At 47.8% G+C, this 15,581-nt stretch carries 16 protein-coding genes and 1 pseudogene; 6 read left to right on the top strand and 11 right to left on the bottom strand.

Annotated elements, in window-relative coordinates; translation table 11 throughout:
• Position 1 precedes the first annotated feature (1 nt).
• Positions 2-1,015: a LacI family DNA-binding transcriptional regulator gene (locus V6D41_RS11200; RefSeq protein WP_333518248.1), complete on the top strand. Its 1,014-nt coding sequence runs from the start codon at positions 2-4 to the stop codon at positions 1,013-1,015.
• Between the two features lie 207 nt (positions 1,016-1,222).
• Positions 1,223-2,251, top strand: coding sequence for a Gfo/Idh/MocA family oxidoreductase (locus V6D41_RS11195; protein WP_333518247.1), 1,029 nt, complete (start codon positions 1,223-1,225; stop codon positions 2,249-2,251).
• A gap of 47 nt (positions 2,252-2,298) precedes the next feature.
• Here the strand turns inward: V6D41_RS11195 and V6D41_RS11190 are convergent, their stop codons facing one another.
• On the bottom strand, positions 2,299-2,808 hold the full coding sequence (locus V6D41_RS11190) for a DinB family protein (RefSeq protein ID WP_333518246.1): 510 nt from the start codon (positions 2,806-2,808) through the stop codon (positions 2,299-2,301).
• A gap of 49 nt (positions 2,809-2,857) precedes the next feature.
• Positions 2,858-3,507: pseudogene (locus tag V6D41_RS11185) on the bottom strand (LysE/ArgO family amino acid transporter).
• 79 nt (positions 3,508-3,586) lie between these two features.
• On the opposite strand from V6D41_RS11185, the gene V6D41_RS11180 reads away from it, so the two are divergent.
• On the top strand, positions 3,587-5,038 hold the full coding sequence (locus V6D41_RS11180; RefSeq protein ID WP_333518245.1) for an aminotransferase-like domain-containing protein: 1,452 nt from the start codon (positions 3,587-3,589) through the stop codon (positions 5,036-5,038).
• A 6-nt stretch (positions 5,039-5,044) separates the two neighbouring features.
• Here the strand turns inward: V6D41_RS11180 and V6D41_RS11175 are convergent, their stop codons facing one another.
• Positions 5,045-5,683, bottom strand: a complete 639-nt coding sequence (locus V6D41_RS11175; RefSeq protein ID WP_333518244.1) for a pentapeptide repeat-containing protein — start codon at positions 5,681-5,683, stop codon at positions 5,045-5,047.
• 204 nt (positions 5,684-5,887) lie between these two features.
• Here V6D41_RS11175 and V6D41_RS11170 point away from each other — a divergent pair, with 204 nt between their 5' ends.
• Complete coding sequence (locus V6D41_RS11170) at positions 5,888-6,694, top strand: alpha/beta fold hydrolase (RefSeq protein ID WP_333518243.1); 807 nt, start codon at positions 5,888-5,890, stop codon at positions 6,692-6,694.
• 27 nt (positions 6,695-6,721) lie between these two features.
• Here V6D41_RS11170 and cysC read toward each other — a convergent pair whose 3' ends face one another.
• From cysC to V6D41_RS11155, 3 genes are all read right to left on the bottom strand, one after another.
• Positions 6,722-7,321, bottom strand: a complete 600-nt coding sequence (cysC, locus tag V6D41_RS11165; protein WP_333518242.1) for an adenylyl-sulfate kinase — start codon at positions 7,319-7,321, stop codon at positions 6,722-6,724.
• Positions 7,318-8,487 (bottom strand): sulfate adenylyltransferase, encoded by a 1,170-nt coding sequence (gene sat / locus V6D41_RS11160; RefSeq protein ID WP_148964249.1) that lies wholly within the window; start codon positions 8,485-8,487, stop codon positions 7,318-7,320. The genes cysC and sat overlap by 4 nt, the downstream gene beginning before the upstream one ends.
• Positions 8,488-8,597: 110 nt before the next feature.
• The gene (locus tag V6D41_RS11155; protein WP_333518241.1) at positions 8,598-9,311 is read right to left on the bottom strand and encodes a phosphoadenylyl-sulfate reductase; all 714 of its coding nucleotides are present in this window, start codon (positions 9,309-9,311) and stop codon (positions 8,598-8,600) included.
• A gap of 187 nt (positions 9,312-9,498) precedes the next feature.
• Here V6D41_RS11155 and V6D41_RS11150 point away from each other — a divergent pair, with 187 nt between their 5' ends.
• Both V6D41_RS11150 and V6D41_RS11145 read left to right on the top strand, forming a co-directional pair.
• Positions 9,499-10,185: a 2-phosphosulfolactate phosphatase gene (locus tag V6D41_RS11150; protein WP_289346878.1), complete on the top strand. Its 687-nt coding sequence runs from the start codon at positions 9,499-9,501 to the stop codon at positions 10,183-10,185.
• On the top strand, positions 10,182-10,940 hold the full coding sequence (locus V6D41_RS11145) for a phosphosulfolactate synthase (RefSeq protein ID WP_148964252.1): 759 nt from the start codon (positions 10,182-10,184) through the stop codon (positions 10,938-10,940). The genes V6D41_RS11150 and V6D41_RS11145 overlap by 4 nt, the downstream gene beginning before the upstream one ends.
• A 43-nt stretch (positions 10,941-10,983) precedes the next feature.
• Here the strand turns inward: V6D41_RS11145 and V6D41_RS11140 are convergent, their stop codons facing one another.
• From V6D41_RS11140 to V6D41_RS11120, 5 genes are all read right to left on the bottom strand, one after another.
• Positions 10,984-11,613 (bottom strand): YitT family protein, encoded by a 630-nt coding sequence (locus V6D41_RS11140; protein ID WP_333518240.1) that lies wholly within the window; start codon positions 11,611-11,613, stop codon positions 10,984-10,986.
• Between the two features lie 95 nt (positions 11,614-11,708).
• Positions 11,709-12,824: a mandelate racemase/muconate lactonizing enzyme family protein gene (locus V6D41_RS11135; RefSeq protein WP_333518239.1), complete on the bottom strand. Its 1,116-nt coding sequence runs from the start codon at positions 12,822-12,824 to the stop codon at positions 11,709-11,711.
• Between the two features lie 7 nt (positions 12,825-12,831).
• Positions 12,832-14,118, bottom strand: a complete 1,287-nt coding sequence (locus V6D41_RS11130; protein ID WP_333518238.1) for an MFS transporter — start codon at positions 14,116-14,118, stop codon at positions 12,832-12,834.
• Positions 14,119-14,228: 110 nt separating this feature from the next.
• Positions 14,229-15,086, bottom strand: a complete 858-nt coding sequence (locus V6D41_RS11125; RefSeq protein WP_333518237.1) for a GNAT family N-acetyltransferase — start codon at positions 15,084-15,086, stop codon at positions 14,229-14,231.
• 5 nt (positions 15,087-15,091) lie between these two features.
• The gene (locus V6D41_RS11120) at positions 15,092-15,541 is read right to left on the bottom strand and encodes a GNAT family N-acetyltransferase (protein WP_333518236.1); all 450 of its coding nucleotides are present in this window, start codon (positions 15,539-15,541) and stop codon (positions 15,092-15,094) included.
• Positions 15,542-15,581 lie beyond the last annotated feature (40 nt).

The following is a 15,581-nucleotide window of genomic DNA, read 5'->3' as shown; positions in this document are numbered from 1 at the left end:
TATGAAAACAACAATCTACGATGTGGCAAGGGCGGCGGGTGTCTCGATCACAACTGTGTCGCGTGTGATTAACAATACCGGCAGAATCAGTGACAAAACGCGGCAGAAGGTGATAACTGTCATGAAAGAAATGGCGTACACGCCCAATGTCCACGCCTCGGCGTTAACGGGAAAACGAACGAATATGATCGCTCTTGTAACGCCTGATATTTCAAATCCTTTTTACGGCGAACTTGCCAAAAGCATTGAGGAAAGGGCGGGTGAACTCGGTTTTCAAATGATGATTTGCAGCACCGATTACGATTCGAAAAAAGAAACAAAATATTTTTCTGTCCTGAAGCAGAAAAAGGTGGACGGCATTATTTTTGCGACAGGGATTGAGAATCATGACAGCATGTCTGCTTTGGAGGAAATCGCCAGCGAACAAATCCCGCTTGCCATGATTTCTCAGGATAAGCCGCTGCTCCCGGTGGATATTGTCGTGGTGGATGACATTCGCGGCGGGTACGAGGCCGCCAAACATCTACTGTCACTCGGCCATACGAACATCGCCTGCATTGTTGGAGACGGGTCAACGACGGGTGAAAAAAACAGAATCAAAGGCTTTCGTCAGGCGATGGAGGAGGCGAACGCGCCTGTAGATGAATCCCTTATCGTCCCGACGCGATTTTCTTTGGAAAGCGGCAAGGAAGAAGCGGGGAAATTGCTGGACAGGAACGCCCCAACAGCTATTTTTGCCTTCAACGACGTATTGGCCTGCGCTGCCATACAAGCTGCGAGGATAAGAGGACTAAAAGTGCCGGATGACCTTTCGATTATCGGTTTTGATAACACGATTCTTGCAGAAATGGCGGCCCCGCCTCTGACGACTGTGACCCAGCCGATTAAAGATATGGGGCGGAGCGTCATCGAACTGCTGGCCGAAGCCATCGAAGGAAAACGAAAGACGAAACAAAAAATCGTGCTGCAGCCTGAGCTTGTGGTCAGGCATTCCACATCACCGCTCAAAACTTGAGCCCGCTAATGAGCGGGTTTTTTCATGTTGACAGTTGAAGTCAAAAAACATATTGCGTGCAGGCAAAAGACATTGTAAAATGAAACCATCTTTTGAGAAAGCGCTTGCGCAACGTGTTAAAGCGGATTGGAGGGCTGTTTTTTTAGCTGTCGAGAGAAAGCGCTTTCTTAAGGCGATTCCAAAATGCGCTAAAGGAGAGGATGGGACGTGGAATATCAAGTAAGATGCGCGGTATTAGGGTTAGGAAGGCTCGGTGATAACCATGCGAAAAATCTCGTCACAAGTGTTCCGGGTGCAAAGCTGGTCAGTGTCGGTGATCCGTTGAAAGGGAGAGCGGAGCAAGTTGCCAAAGAATTCGGTATTGAAAAATGGTCAGAGGACCCGTATGAGATATTGCAAGATCCCGGCATTGATGCTGTCATTATCGTAACGCCGACAAGCACACATAGCGATATGATCATCAAAGCAGCGGAGAACGGCAAGCAGATCTTCGTTGAAAAACCGCTGACATTAAGCCTTGAGGAATCAAAAGCAGTTTCTGAAAAAGTGAAAGAGACAGGTGTCATTTGCCAAGTCGGCTTTATGAGACGATTCGATCCCGCATACGCAGACGCCAAACGGCGGATCGACGCTGGAGAAATCGGCAAACCCATCTATTATAAAGGCTTTACGCGCGATAAAGGAACGCCTCCCGCAGCGTTTATCAAACACAGCGGCGGGATCTTTATAGACTGCTCCATCCATGACTATGATATCGCCCGTTATTTGCTCGGAGCAGAGATCACTTCTGTTTCGGGACACGGCAGGATCCTGAACAACCCGTTTATGGAGCAGTACGGCGATGTGGATCAGGCATTGACATATATAGAATTTGACTCCGGCGCAGCGGGGGACGTCGAGGCAAGCAGAACTTCTCCATACGGACATGACATCCGGGCGGAAGTTATCGGGACAGAGGGCAGTATTTTCATAGGGACATTGAGAAATCAACATGTGACCATCCTGTCGGCGAAAGGGAGCAGCTATGATATTATCCCAGACTTTCAAACTCGTTTTCATGAGGCCTACTGCTTAGAGCTTCAGCATTTTGCCGAGTGTGTCCGGGATGGAAAAACACCGATTGTGACAGATATCGATGCAACGATCAATTTAGAAGTCGGCATTGCCGCGACCCAATCGTATCGAAGCGGCAGGCCTGTACAGCTGGATGTGAAAAGTGCTCATATTCGTTTATAGGCGTCGGCACTCCCGCACATCTTTCCTATCAAAAAAGCAAGGACAGTTTAGCCCTTGCTTTCTTTCTTCTCATATAAATAGTACACATAATCAGTAGGTGCGCCTGGATGGCCAAGCTGCCTCAGCATGGCGGTCACGTTCCCTCTGTGATACGTACCGTGATTGACGACATGCAGGATGACGCCTGTATAAGTTGTTACGAGTGTCCCGTGTGTCGGATGCTGAAATAAGACCTGCTGTTCAAAGTCCGTCTGGCGGCTGAAGAAATCGTGATACTGTGCCTCCAGTTCAGAAACATGCTCTTTTATCACTGCCAAATCACGATGCGCGGCCTCGAATTTTCCGACGCTGTCTATCACCTCTTGGTAGGTTGCTCCTGAAAGAGTTTTCAGCCAAATGTAGTCAGCCCTGCACATATGAAGCAGCACGTCGCTGATAGAAGGGAATACGCTTTGTACTTCTTGATAAGCTGTTTCCTCCGGCAGGCTTTCGATATGATTCAAGATTCGCTTGTTCGCCCAGGAATGGTAGTCATAAAACTGTTTAGCATCAGTCATCAGCATTGCCTCCTTTTCTATGAAATTCGCTGTCTCTTTTGTTTTCCCTTCAATTTCTTAATAGTGATACTCCGAAATACCCTGCTGCTGCCCACATCACCACTGCCGAGCATTTGTTTACGATCAGCATAAGCCTGCCGCTCGTATCCATTGTCTGAAACAGCCGGCCCGCTATCGCAAGACTGATAAACCAAAACCAAGACACAGCGATGCAGGCGGCCATAAAGAGCCATTTCTCAAGCCCCGAGTATTGGAGCGAGCTTGTGCCAATGACGCCGATCGTGTCCAGAATGGCGTGCGGATTTAAAAGAGAAACGGCGGCCGCAAACGCAGCTTGTTTCTTAGCTGTGAACGTATTTTTCTCATTTTGGTTTGCTTTCGGATGGCTGTTCCAAGTCACCCAGCCCATATAGAGGAGAAACAAAAATCCCCCGGCCATCATGACTGTTTCAAACACAGGCAGCTGCTGAACAATGACAGATACACCCGCAACGGCTAATGCGATTAATAGGGTATCGCAGACAGCCGCGCTGATGACGGCGGGGAGTGCCCGCCAAATATGCCTTTGCCATGCCCCTTGCTGAAAAATAAATACATTCTGCGCTCCCAGCGGCAAAATTAAGCCAAAGGCAAGCACAACTCCGTGAATGATTGCATTCATACTGAAAAAACTCCCTTCACATCTGTTTTTTCAATCATAAGGGAGATTTTCTACCATGTCTCCGGCCATTTGGTTGGGTTTAGAACCAGCCAAATGTATAATGTGAAAAAAGGGGGCATGACTATGTCGCAATGGCAGCCAAGCCGGGATTCGGATATTCCGCTGCATCGGCAGATTGAACAATACATGAAAGACAAAATTCTTCACGGAGAGTGGGCTGTGGGGACGAAAATCCCTTCACAGAGAACGCTGGCCGACATGTTTCAAGTCAATCGCAGCACAGTAACAGCAGCCATTGATGAACTCACGTCTCAAGGCCTGTTAGAGGGGAGAAGAGGAGGCGGAACGAAGGTTGTAAACAGTACTTGGAGCGTGCTGGCGGCTGAGCCTCCGCTCGATTGGAGCAATTACGTCCGTTCTGGTATTCATCACCCAAATTCTTCTATCATTCAGGAGATTAACCAAAACGAACCAAGAGCGGATATCATCAGATTAGGCACAGGAGAGCTTTCACCAGATCTGCTTCCAGAAGACACAATGCGCCGGATGTTTCAGCAGATGAATCCGCACGCCCTGTCTTTAGGATACGAGCAGCCGAAAGGAAATCTTAAGCTGAGGAAGGCGGTGGAGGACTATTTAAAAGGCAAGCAGATCCATGTATCACCGTCAGCGATTTTAATAGTGTCCGGCGCACTTCAGGCGCTTCAGCTTATCTCGATCGGGCTTTTAAAACGAGATTCAGTCATTTTGACGGAAAAGCCGTCCTACCTTCAATCTTTGCATGTGTTTCAATCAGCGGGGATGCGGCTTCTCGGCTTGCCGATGGATGAAGCGGGAATCAAGGCGGGGCTTATTTCTTCTTATCGAAAACAGTACGGAGGACAGCTGCTTTACACCATTCCGTCGTTTCATAATCCGACGGGCATTGTCATGTCAGAACAACGAAGGAAAGAGATCATCAGCCTGTCAAAAAATGAGCAGCTGCCGATCATTGAGGATGATGCGTACGGTGATTTATGGTTTGAAGAAAAACCGCCGCAGCCGTTAAAAGCAATGGATCATGAAGGCAATATTTTATATGTGGGCACGTTTTCAAAAACAGTGAGCCCCGGCCTGCGAATCGGCTGGCTGGCCGGACCAGAGCCGGTCATTGAACGGCTGGCGGACATTAAAATGCAGACAGACTACGGATCGAGCGGCCTGTCCCAGTGGGCAGCAGCCGAATGGCTGTCACAGGGGTATTATGAAGAGCATCTGACATGGATACGCGGGGTTTTAAAACAAAGGAGAGATGCGGCAGTTCAGTTTCTCGAGCGGTATGCCGGGGACATCGCGACGTGGCGGATTCCCGCCGGCGGCTTTTATATGTGGGTGACATTTCACAAACCCTTGCCTGTCAGCCGTTTCTTTCATGAACTGCTGAAACAGCAGGTGCTGGTGAATCCCGGTTCTATTTATAACGGCGAAGACCGCAACAGCATCAGGCTGTCATATTCCTATGCATCTCTTGCGGATTTGGAAACAGGCATTAAAGCGGCAGCCGATACAGCCCGCCGCCTGATGATCTAACATTTGTTATACAATGACAGCTCCCAGCGCCCTGGCGAAAGCCATCGCGTGCTCCGGCGCGATTTTGCAGCCTTTCAATTTGTCGAGGGAGACATGAAGCTGTTCAAAACGGCACGTGCTGATGTCCATGTTCTGAAGGGACGTGCCGGTAAAGCTGGCGCCTTCCAGTTCGCACCCGTCAAAGTGTGTCTGCTGGAGCGTCATATTGCCGCACTCACTTTGCATAAGGGCACAGCGATCAAATCGAACTTGTCTCATATTTGAGTACGAAAATGAACTGAAATGTCCGTGGCACTCATCGAATGAAACATTCCGCAGCGTTGAGTCCGCCACATTCATTCCAACCATTTTTGATTGCTTAATGGAAGTTCTGTGGATGACAGCCCTGCTGAAATCGGTGTTTGACAAATCACATTTTTCAAAGATCACATCGGTCAGTTCAATCTGCCGGAAAGACACATCAATAAATACGACATTTCTGAATACCGTTTTTTCCACACAAAGTTTTTCAATATCTTCGCCGCAGATTGTACAATCTTCAAACAAGCGCATGCTGATTACATCATCCTGCACCGCGGTTTTATGGAAATCTGCGGTTTGCAGGTTTTCCGGTATGTGAGGTTTTTGAATCACTATTTTATTCATGCGATGACATCCTTTGCTGCCCGAAAACCAGAAGCCTCCGGGTTCAATTTAATAGATCGTTACGGGAATTGCTACATATAGTGAATCATGAAGAGCCTTTTCTTGGTATGGCAGCCCGCTTGTTTTGTAAGCATAAATGGAAAGCTCCCTGTACGTCAAGGCGTTTACAGACCGGGAAAGAAAAGGGAACAGGAGGAGTGCGGAATGGGGCATTACATCAAAACCGAGGAGTATGTGACACTGTTTGTAGAGGATATCGGGCATGGAAGGCCGATCATCTTTTTGCACGGGTGGCCATTGAATCATAAGATGTTTGAATATCAAATGAATGAGCTTCCGAAAAGAGGATTCCGTTTTATCGGCATTGATTTACGGGGATATGGGCAATCTGACCGCCCATGGGAAGGCTACGATTATGACACGATGGCAGATGATGTCAAGGCAGTCATTTATACATTGCAGCTTGAGAACGCGATTCTTGCCGGTTTTTCGATGGGCGGCGCAATTGCCATCCGTTATATGGCAAGGCATGACGGAGCCGATATTGATAAGCTGATTTTATTGTCGGCAGCGGCCCCCGCATTTACAAAACGCCCGGGTTATCCGTACGGAATGAGGAAGCAGGATATTGACGATATGATCGAACAATTCAAAATGGATCGGCCCAAAACACTTGCTGATTTAGGGACACAGTTTTTTGAGAAAAAAGTGTCTCCAGAGCTCAGGCAGTGGTTTCTCCATTTGATGCTGGAGGCTTCCTCCTATGGGACGATCCACTCAGGCATTGCATTAAGAGACGAGGATCTCAGAAAGGATCTTGCGTCAATCAAGGTGCCTGCGCTGATCCTGCACGGGAGAAAGGATCAAATTGCGCCGTTTGATTTTGCGAAAGAATTGAAGCGCGGCATCAAGCAGTCTGAATGGGTTCCATTTGCAAAAAGCGGGCACGGAGCTTTTTATGAGGAAAAAGAGAAGATCAACAGTTTGATTGCGCAGTTTGCCAAATCATGAGAAAAAACCCGATATTGATCGGGTTTTTCATATGATGCCTTTATTTTGCAGTTCTGTAATGATCAGATCAGCTCCATCGGAAATAGATGTCTGGTCTGACTCAATGATGAAATCCGGTGAAAGCGGCTCTTCATACGGAGAATCGATTCCGGTAAAATGTTTGATCTCTCCGTTTCGCGCTTTTTGATAAAGTCCCTTCGGATCGCGCTGTTCACATACATGCAGCGGGCACTTCACATAAATTTCGAAGAACTCTCCTTCAGGGAATAGCGCTCTGACCATGTCCCGGTCCTCTCTGAATGGAGAAATAAAAGCCGTTAAAATCATTTGCCCGCTGTCGACAAACAGCTTCGCCACTTCTCCGATCCGGCGGATGTTTTCAATCCTGTCCTCAGGCTGAAAACCAAGATCTTTGTTTAAGCCGTGGCGGATATTATCGCCGTCAAGCACATAGCTCTGAATGCCCATGCGGTACAGTTTTTCATCAACGGCATTGGCCAGCACTGATTTTCCTGAGCCGGACAGCCCGGTAAACCAGAGGGCGCAGCTTTTGTGTCCGTTTAAGGACTGTCTGTCAAACTTTGAGATTGCAGCGGGGTGCCAAATGATGTTCGGATTATGCGTCATTGCAATCCCCCGCTGTTTTGCTGGATGGCAACGGGCTGTTGATGTAGACCCTTGATCAGCACGTTTGCGACCTCAGGCCGGCTGAATTCTTTAGGCGGTTTTTTCCCTTGGCGGAGAAGCTCTCTTACTTTTGTGCCTGATAAGTGGATGTGGTCTCTTTGGCTATGCGGACATGTTTTCGAGGTGGCCATGTTTCCGCATTTCCGGCAGTAAAAACTGTGCTCGAAAAACAGCGGCTTGATGCCCAGTTCCTCCTCTGTGAATGATTGAAAAATAGTTTGTGCGTCGTACGTTCCATAATAGCTGCCGACACCCGCGTGATCACGGCCTACAATAAAATGGGTGCAGCCGTAATTTTTGCGGACGAGCGCGTGGAAAATCGCTTCCCGCGGACCTGCATACCGCATGGCGGCAGGGAAGACCGATAACATGACGCGATCCTTTGGATAATAGTGATCAAGCAAAACCTGATAACTTTCCATTCTGATATCGCTTGGGATATCGTCTGACTTCGTTTCTCCGACGAGCGGATGAAGCAGCAGACCGTCGACCGTTTCTAACGCTGTTTTTTGAATGTATTCATGCGCTCTGTGAACAGGATTTCTGGTTTGAAAACCGACTATTGTGTGCCAGCCGAGTTTTTTAAAGGCCGCTCTTGTTTCTGCAGGCGCTGCGTAAAACTGTTCGAAGGTTTTGTCGGGTAGGCGGCTCACCGTGATAGGCCCTCCGATATAGTAATCCGGACGCTCCAGCAGTTTTTTTACGCCTGGGTGGGCAGGATCGTTTGTTTTAAAAACAGACAGTGCTTCTTGTGTTTTATCAGGCTGGTATATATCAATGACTGTGATCATGCCGTAGGCAACGCCGTCTTTCACAAGCTTGACGCGATCTCCGGCAGACAACTGTTTTGCTGTTTCTTCTCCGACAGGCAGCGTAATCGGCAGGCTCCACGGTAAGCCGTTTGCCAGCCTCATCTCTTTCACAACAGAATGATAATCTTTTTCTCCCAAAAAACCAGTTAACGGGCTGTAGCCGCCGATCGCGATAAGCTCCAGGTCGCTCAGTGCAAGCTGATCCAGCTCCGCTTCGCACGTGCACCCTTCAAAATGGCATGCGGGATCGCAGCGGTTGATTAACACCCCTCCATGGGGCTCGTTTCCATTCAACGTGTTCAACCTCCATTTTTACGTTTCCTTTGTTTTCTTTTCTGCGCTTGCTGAAAGCTTTAAAGCAGCGCTTAATATCTTTTCAAACCATAACAAGGGCATGCCGGCCATTATTCTTGATGCAGGCCGCATTCTGTTTTCTCCCGTCCGGCCCATCTTCCGGCCCTCTCATCGTTCGGGTCCGAGGAAGGCAATGTACACATTTCACAGCCTATGCTCGGGTAATGTTGATCGTGCAGTTTGTTATAAGGCAAATTGTGCAGGCGGATGTACGTCCAAACGTCATCCCATGTCCAGTGGATGAGCGGGCAAATTTTAATGAGCTCAAACTTCTGATCCAGATTCACGTATTGAATATGCTTTCTCGAAGGCGACTGCTCCCGGCGCAGCCCTGAAATCCAAGCTGTCATGCCGGACAGGTGCTTTTTCAGCGGCTCGATTTTTCTCAATTGGCAGCATAGGTTAGGGTTATGCTTCCACAGTTCTTCGCCGTATTGGGTCTCCTGTTCTTTTAAGCTCAGCTCGGGTTGGAGTAGTTGGATTCTCAAGCTTGGATATTGCTCTTTGACGGTCTCGATCAGCTCATATGTTTCCTGAAAATGCAGCCCTGTATCCAAAAAGATGATGTGCGCGTTTTTGTTGATTTTTGATAATAAATCGAGAAGCACCATCCCTTCTGCGCCAAAGCTGCACGCGTACACAATCTTATCCCCGTATGTTCGGTAAGCCCATTTCAGCACATCGAGCTCATCGATCAATTGACCCGTTATCTGTTTGGCCTGCGTGTCGTTCCATGTATCATATGTGATGATTTGTTCGTTCAACGTTTTCCCCCCGTTTGCATCTGTCTGTTTTTAATCTATTGATCGAGTTATAGGCAGACTATTCATTTTTTGCATAAAGGTTCAGGTTTTTAGGTGCGGCGCCCGCCTAAAATGAGGGGCGGAACCATTAAGAGACCGGCTGAATATGCTTTTAAGCAAAATGGTTTTATGCCCAAGGAGAGGTGTTATGCCGATTACCATTTATCAGGGGCATCATCATTCGCTTGCCCCGGCGGATATTAATATCGTCATTGATGTCATCAGAGCCTTTACAGTCGCCCATTATGCGTTTATCGGCGGGGCGAAAGAAATTTTATTGGTCCGGACAGCTGACGAAGCCTTTGCGCTGAAAGACACCTATCCGGATTACGTATTGACGGGAGAAGAAAAGGGGGTCGGTATCAGCGGGTTTGATTTGGATAATTCACCAAAACGCATGGCGGAGCAGGATATGGCGGATAAGCGCCTGATCCAGAAAACAACAAACGGCGTCACAGCGGCGTTAGGGGCGCTGAACGCCAAGCATCTGTTCGTGACCGGATTTTCCAACGCCAGAACAACAGCAGAGCATGTGAAAACGCTCGCCGCAAAGGATTGTGTCATGAACATTGTCGCTTCCCATCCGTCAGGTGATGACGACATGGCGTGTGCGCAGTATATAAAGGGCATCATTGAAGAGACAAATGAGGCAACGGCTGCGGAGGCGATTGAAAGAATAAAACGCTCATCTGTTGCGGAGAAATTTTTTGACTGCCGCCAGCCATTGTTTGATTCGGAAGACATCGCATACTGTACAAAAGAATTGACAGGCGATTTCGTCATGAAAGTGAAACAAGAAAGCGAAGTTCCAACGATAGAGAGGGTCATAATATGAATGATTTTTCACTAGAATTGCCAGTGAGAACAAGCAAACCGAGAGAAACCGGGCAGACCATTTTAATCGATAACGGCTATCCTTTGCATTTTTTCAAAGATGTAATAGCCGCGGCGTCCGACTATATTGATTTTGTGAAATTCGGCTGGGGCACATCATTACTTACGAAAGATCTTGAAGGAAAAATCAGCACGCTGAAAGAGCATGACATTAAATTTTTCTTTGGCGGCACACTGTTTGAGAAGTATGTAAGCCAGAAAAAAGTGAATGAATTTCATCGGTACTGTACCTATTTCGGCTGTGAATACATTGAGATTTCAAACGGTACGCTCCCCATGACAAATAAAGAGAAAGCGGCTTACATTGCCGATTTTTCCGATGAATTTCATGTGTTCAGCGAAGTGGGCAGTAAGGATGCGGAATTATCAAGCCGGCAAAGTTCTGAGGAATGGCTTGAGTATATCGTTGAGGATATGGAAGCGGGCGCGGAAAAAGTGATGACGGAGGCCAGGGAAAGCGGGACAGGAGGAATCTGTTCGAGCAGCGGCGATGTTAGGTTTCAAATTGTCGATGACATCATTTCCTCGGATATTGATATGAACCGGCTGATTTTTGAAGCGCCGAACAAAACGCTCCAGCATGGGTTTATCCATAGGATCGGGTCGAATGTGAATCTGGCCAATATCCCATTTCAAGATGCAATCGCGTTGGAGACGCTGCGTTTAGGGTTAAGATCCGATACTTTTTATTTGTAAAACGGCGGCTGCGGGGCTCTCGTCGTGAGAGAGCCTCTGCCTATTATTTTTTATGGCGGTACATAGGCGTGAGATAGGGGAGTGAAGTCAGACGGATGTTATAGATGAAGTCGATGACTCTTGTCGATATGACTTGGCATATCAAAGCTTGAACGACGATGCCCCAGTCAATAATAGACGCAGTAACCATAAAAATGATGCAATTCATGAAGAGCAGGATCGTTCCGGGATTCCCGCCGCGGTAGATGGAAATCATCAGGGCAAGGGCTCCGAATCCTCCGTTTGAAATTTTATATTTGTATAAAAGTCCGATGCCGAGTCCCAATAACACAGCGCCGCTTGCCAGATCAAGCCACAGGTTTGATGTGATATCCGGAACAATCGCATCAAAGATCAATACTGAGACAGAGGTGACGGTAATTGAGGCAAGGGTGCCGGTGAATGTTCTCATCTCCAGCCATTTTAAAGCGGTAAAAAGCATCGACACATTCACGGCCCATACTGAAAAGCCATGCGGAATTTGAAACAGATAATGCAATAGCACCGCGATACCTGCTGCCCCGCCTGTCGGAATATCATGCGGAAATAAAAACAAGGACATGCCGAGTCCCTGTAGTACGCCGCCTACGACAATCATAAACGTGAGTTTTGCTTTCATCAGCAGTTCAGCCATTAAGTCATTTGCTCCTTTATGAAAAGACTTGTCCGCTGTTTAAATTTTATGAGGCTGTCCATGATTTATGTCTGCAAATAAAGAAATGGCCCAGCTTAATAGACTGAGCCATCCCACTTGTAGCGATTGACGATGTCCATATTGATTTCTGAGCCAATGCCTTTGCCTTTCGGGATGTGGACCAGTCCTTTTGAAGGCTGGAGGCCGATGAGATCTGTAAAAGGATTCTCCATGACGTCCCACTCAATCGGTTCAATTTGATCGTTTTCCATTTTAGACCATGGAGCCAGACAGGCTTGTGCAAATAAAGCGTATAGGCGTGAGAGCGAACCGTCATATGCATGTGCGGACGCTCTGACGCCGAAATAACGCGCGAGCTGGAGGCAGTCCCGGAATTCATCGATTCCGTTAACATGCATGACATCGGGCTGAATGATATCCAAGCACCGCTGGGAAAGAAGGGGCGCAAATTGGGCCGCGCCTTTCATATTTTCTCCTCCGGCAACAGGAACAGATAAACGGCTGCGCAGCAACGCGTAATCCTGCGGGTGATCAAAGGGCAAAGGCTCCTCGAACCAGCCGATGTTCATCCACTCATAAAAATAGCGTTCCCATTTGAAAGCGGTCGCGGCGTCGTAGCTTTGGTTTGCGTCCAGAATCATCGTAATGGAGCTGCCGACCGTATGCTGCAGTGCGTTAATGTGCCGTACATCTTCCTCGAACGCAGTCCCGCCGATTTTGACTTTGATTTGCTTAAAGCCTTTTTTTAACTGGGATTCAACGCTGGAAACCGACCGGCTGATCCATTGCGGGTGCTCTGAATACGATTGAAAAGAGGCATATACAGGGATCTCTTCTCTGTACCGCCCGCCCCATAGTTCGCAAACCGAACAATCCGCAGCTTTGGCCGCAATTTCTGTCAGCGCCATGCTTACAGCGGAGGCCGCCCGCTGATGCCATTTTTGAATCGTGCGCACTAATGGCAGACGGCTGCCGGCCTGTTTTCCTAAAAGATAGGGAATGATCCGTTTGGTAAAACCGATATGGAGAGCCGGGAGCCAATCAACGCATTCTCCCCAGCCGTCAATCCCGCTTTCGGTGATAATTCTGATGAGATAGCAAGTTCGATATTGTTTGAATCCGTTTGCGTCTCCGTACGGCTCTTCTAATCGATGCAAAAGCGGAAAGGTCTCAACCCGTTCGATTTTCAAACTGATACTACCTTTCCTCAGCTGGCTGAAGCCGATTGCCAGCCATTTTAGAGTCTTCTTTTTCTTTTGTGTCTTCTTGGTCTTCTTGGTCTTCTTTGTTTTGGTTCACATGGATGAGCAACATCACGAGAATGCCGACAACAAGCGTCAATCCCGCAATGCTTAAAAACATGCCGGGTCTGGACCATTGCATGAGGCGGCCGAAAATCGGAGGCCCGATGGCAACCCCTAAGAAACGAACCGATCCGTACAGCGAGGTCACAAATCCCCGTCTTTCTTTACCGACAGCCCCGGTAATAAAGCTGTTCACACAAGGAAGAACAAGGCCGGAGCCTATACTGCTCAATACGAGAACGCTGATAAAGAACACGAGATTTTCAATGAAAGACAATGCCGCATAAGAAACAGTCATAAAGGCCAATCCGAGAACGATCAGCTTTTTCATTAACGATTGCTTTTTCCCGATCTTGCTTCCGGTTGTATAGGACGTCACACACATGACCAAAAGCGGAATCGCCAAAATCAAGCCTTTTTTGACGCCATCGGTATCGTATGTTTTTTCGAGGACATCAGATAGGTAAAAGAGAATCCCGAATAAGGTAAACAAACAAGTCGCACCCGCTAAATAAGCGGTAAACAGCCATCTGCCTTCATGTTTAAAAACACTTAACAGGCCTTTCGCATATTTTCCGATCGGGGGCGGTTCTTTTTCCTTTTTCTTTTCTTTAATAAAAATCCAAGTCAGCACGATCGAAATGATACAAAACACCGGGAAGGCAAAAAACGCGCCATACCAAACAAGCAAAGCGATAAGCGATCCGATGATTGGCGAAAGCACTTTCCCCATGCCGTTTGAGGCTTCAACGAGGCCGAGCACCTTGCTTTCTTGGGCGCCTTTAAACAGATCACCCGTCAGCGCCATGGCAATCGGGCCGGTTCCGGCTGCTCCGATTCCCTGTAGCGCCCGTCCTGCCATGACCCAAGGGTATGCATTGTCAAAAAAACCTGCGGCAAAACCGGCTAACAGGCCGCCGGCACCATACAGAAATAAGCAGGGGATAATAATGATTTTCCTTGAGAATCGGTCGGCGAGATAACCGACAATCGGAATGGCAAACGCCGCAATCAAGGAAAATACTGTGATGACGAGACTGACCTGAAATTGAGATAAATGAAGTTCAGATTGCATTTTTGGCAAAATCGGAATAAGCATTGAGTTTCCAAGTGTTAAAATTAAAGGGATTGAACCGATTGCAACAATCGTCATTCCGTTATTTTGTTTTGATGATTCCATCTCAGAGCACACTCCTTTTCTTCTGCTTAGAATGTCCCTGATAGCTTCATTTATTCAACGTTCAGACAGCAAAAAACCGAACAGAAAATACCTGTTCGGGAAAAAGAGGGTTAGCCGAGCGCCTGCGAAATCAATACATATAAGTGTCCATTTTGGTCAGGCAGCATCTTTTTCTGGTAAAGCATAAGGGGTGGCTCTGCGTCTGCTTGAAATCCCATTTCTATCAGCCTGTCATGCAGAGTCGTGTGTTCAGCCGGTATATCGATGCGCATCGGGCCTTGTTTGCCGACGGCCAGCCTGTTGATTAATCTTGCAGCAACGTCTGATGATGGGGCGATGAGGGGGCCGAATTTCAGATTGGCAGGTGTCTGTACAGAAAGGCCGTAGCCAATCAGCTGACCCTTGTTGTTTCTGGCGATAATACATTCCTTTGAAGTGGAAATAAGCTGCTGCATAAGGTTTGATCGATCTCCGCCAAAGGCTGCCAGGTCGGCAGCGGCTAATTCTTGAAAATCTTGTTCTCTAAAGGGTGCCAGTTCAGCATCAAGGTGATCTTGCTTTTCAATCGGTTGAAAACTGTGACAGCTGTACTTTCGGACTGAACCCGCCGTATGAAAACCTGTCTTTTCATAAAGCGGCAAACCTTCTTTTGTGGCGCAAAGCCTGATGGTGGTGCTTTCATCCGTTTGGCTGATACACGCGTTTACCATCCGGCGCCCGAGACCGAGCCGTTTGTATTCCTTATCCACGATGACGAGTCCGATAGAAGCAAGACGGCCAAACAAAAACAAGCCGATACAGGAGATGATGTCTCCGCGGACATTTTGATAACCGAAAAAGCGTCCTTGTTGGACAAGCATTTTCAGCTCTTGTTCGCCATAATCCGGCCACCCGGCTTGCCTGCAAAGCCGCAATAGGCCGGGAATATGTTCTTCATGAAGCTCAATCAGCTCATCCATTACCTTCACACAGTTCACCTGCTTGTTCCGAGTTTTTTGTACATGACGATATGTGTGCCAATGCCGGGAACTTCAAATGGTTCGCCAAGTTCCTTCCATTCAAGCTTTGCGTAGTAGCCTTTGACATGGTATCTTGCATTGCACCAGACCGCCTGCACGCCTCTCTCGGCCAGTTTCTCCTCCGCGTGTTTGATCAGCGCGCTGCCGGCTTTTTGTTCGCGATATCCTTCAAGCGTCGCCATGCCTCTCAGCTGATATGCGGCTGAGGCTGTTAATAATGGCTGATGTTGAGGGGAAAAAGAAGCGATGCTGATGAGCGTTCCTTCAAAAAATACACCGAGATGAAAAGCGCCTTCCGCATGGTCCTGTTCATATTTGCATTGTTCGATGGATTGATGGGGACGCAGGATGCGCTGCCGGATGTCGTATGTATCTTCTGCGGAAATGGTTTTAACTTCAAGCATGATGTTCCTCCTCTTAAAAAGTTTTCTATATCGTAACATG

This window comes from Bacillus sp. 0102A (assembly GCF_036765155.1).
Lineage (GTDB): Bacteria > Bacillota > Bacilli > Bacillales > Bacillaceae > Bacillus > Bacillus subtilis_G.
This window is presented reverse-complemented; position numbering and strand designations above follow the sequence as displayed.

Excerpts from the sequence above, each read along its gene's own strand:
- V6D41_RS11175 (WP_333518244.1), bottom strand. The coding sequence starts at position 5,683 with ATGAATAAAATAGTGATTCAAAAACCTCACATACCGGAAAACCTGCAA.
- V6D41_RS11190 (WP_333518246.1), bottom strand. The coding sequence starts at position 2,808 with ATGACTGATGCTAAACAGTTTTATGACTACCATTCCTGGGCGAACAAG.
- V6D41_RS11150 (WP_289346878.1), top strand. The coding sequence starts at position 9,499 with ATGCCGATTACCATTTATCAGGGGCATCATCATTCGCTTGCCCCGGCG.
- V6D41_RS11145 (WP_148964252.1), top strand. The coding sequence starts at position 10,182 with ATGAATGATTTTTCACTAGAATTGCCAGTGAGAACAAGCAAACCGAGA.
- V6D41_RS11120 (WP_333518236.1), bottom strand. The coding sequence starts at position 15,541 with ATGCTTGAAGTTAAAACCATTTCCGCAGAAGATACATACGACATCCGG.
- V6D41_RS11180 (WP_333518245.1), top strand. The coding sequence starts at position 3,587 with ATGACTATGTCGCAATGGCAGCCAAGCCGGGATTCGGATATTCCGCTG.
- cysC (WP_333518242.1), bottom strand. The coding sequence starts at position 7,321 with ATGACGCATAATCCGAACATCATTTGGCACCCCGCTGCAATCTCAAAG.
- V6D41_RS11200 (WP_333518248.1), top strand. The coding sequence starts at position 2 with ATGAAAACAACAATCTACGATGTGGCAAGGGCGGCGGGTGTCTCGATC.
- V6D41_RS11130 (WP_333518238.1), bottom strand. The coding sequence starts at position 14,118 with ATGGAATCATCAAAACAAAATAACGGAATGACGATTGTTGCAATCGGT.
- V6D41_RS11140 (WP_333518240.1), bottom strand. The coding sequence starts at position 11,613 with ATGGCTGAACTGCTGATGAAAGCAAAACTCACGTTTATGATTGTCGTA.
- V6D41_RS11170 (WP_333518243.1), top strand. The coding sequence starts at position 5,888 with ATGGGGCATTACATCAAAACCGAGGAGTATGTGACACTGTTTGTAGAG.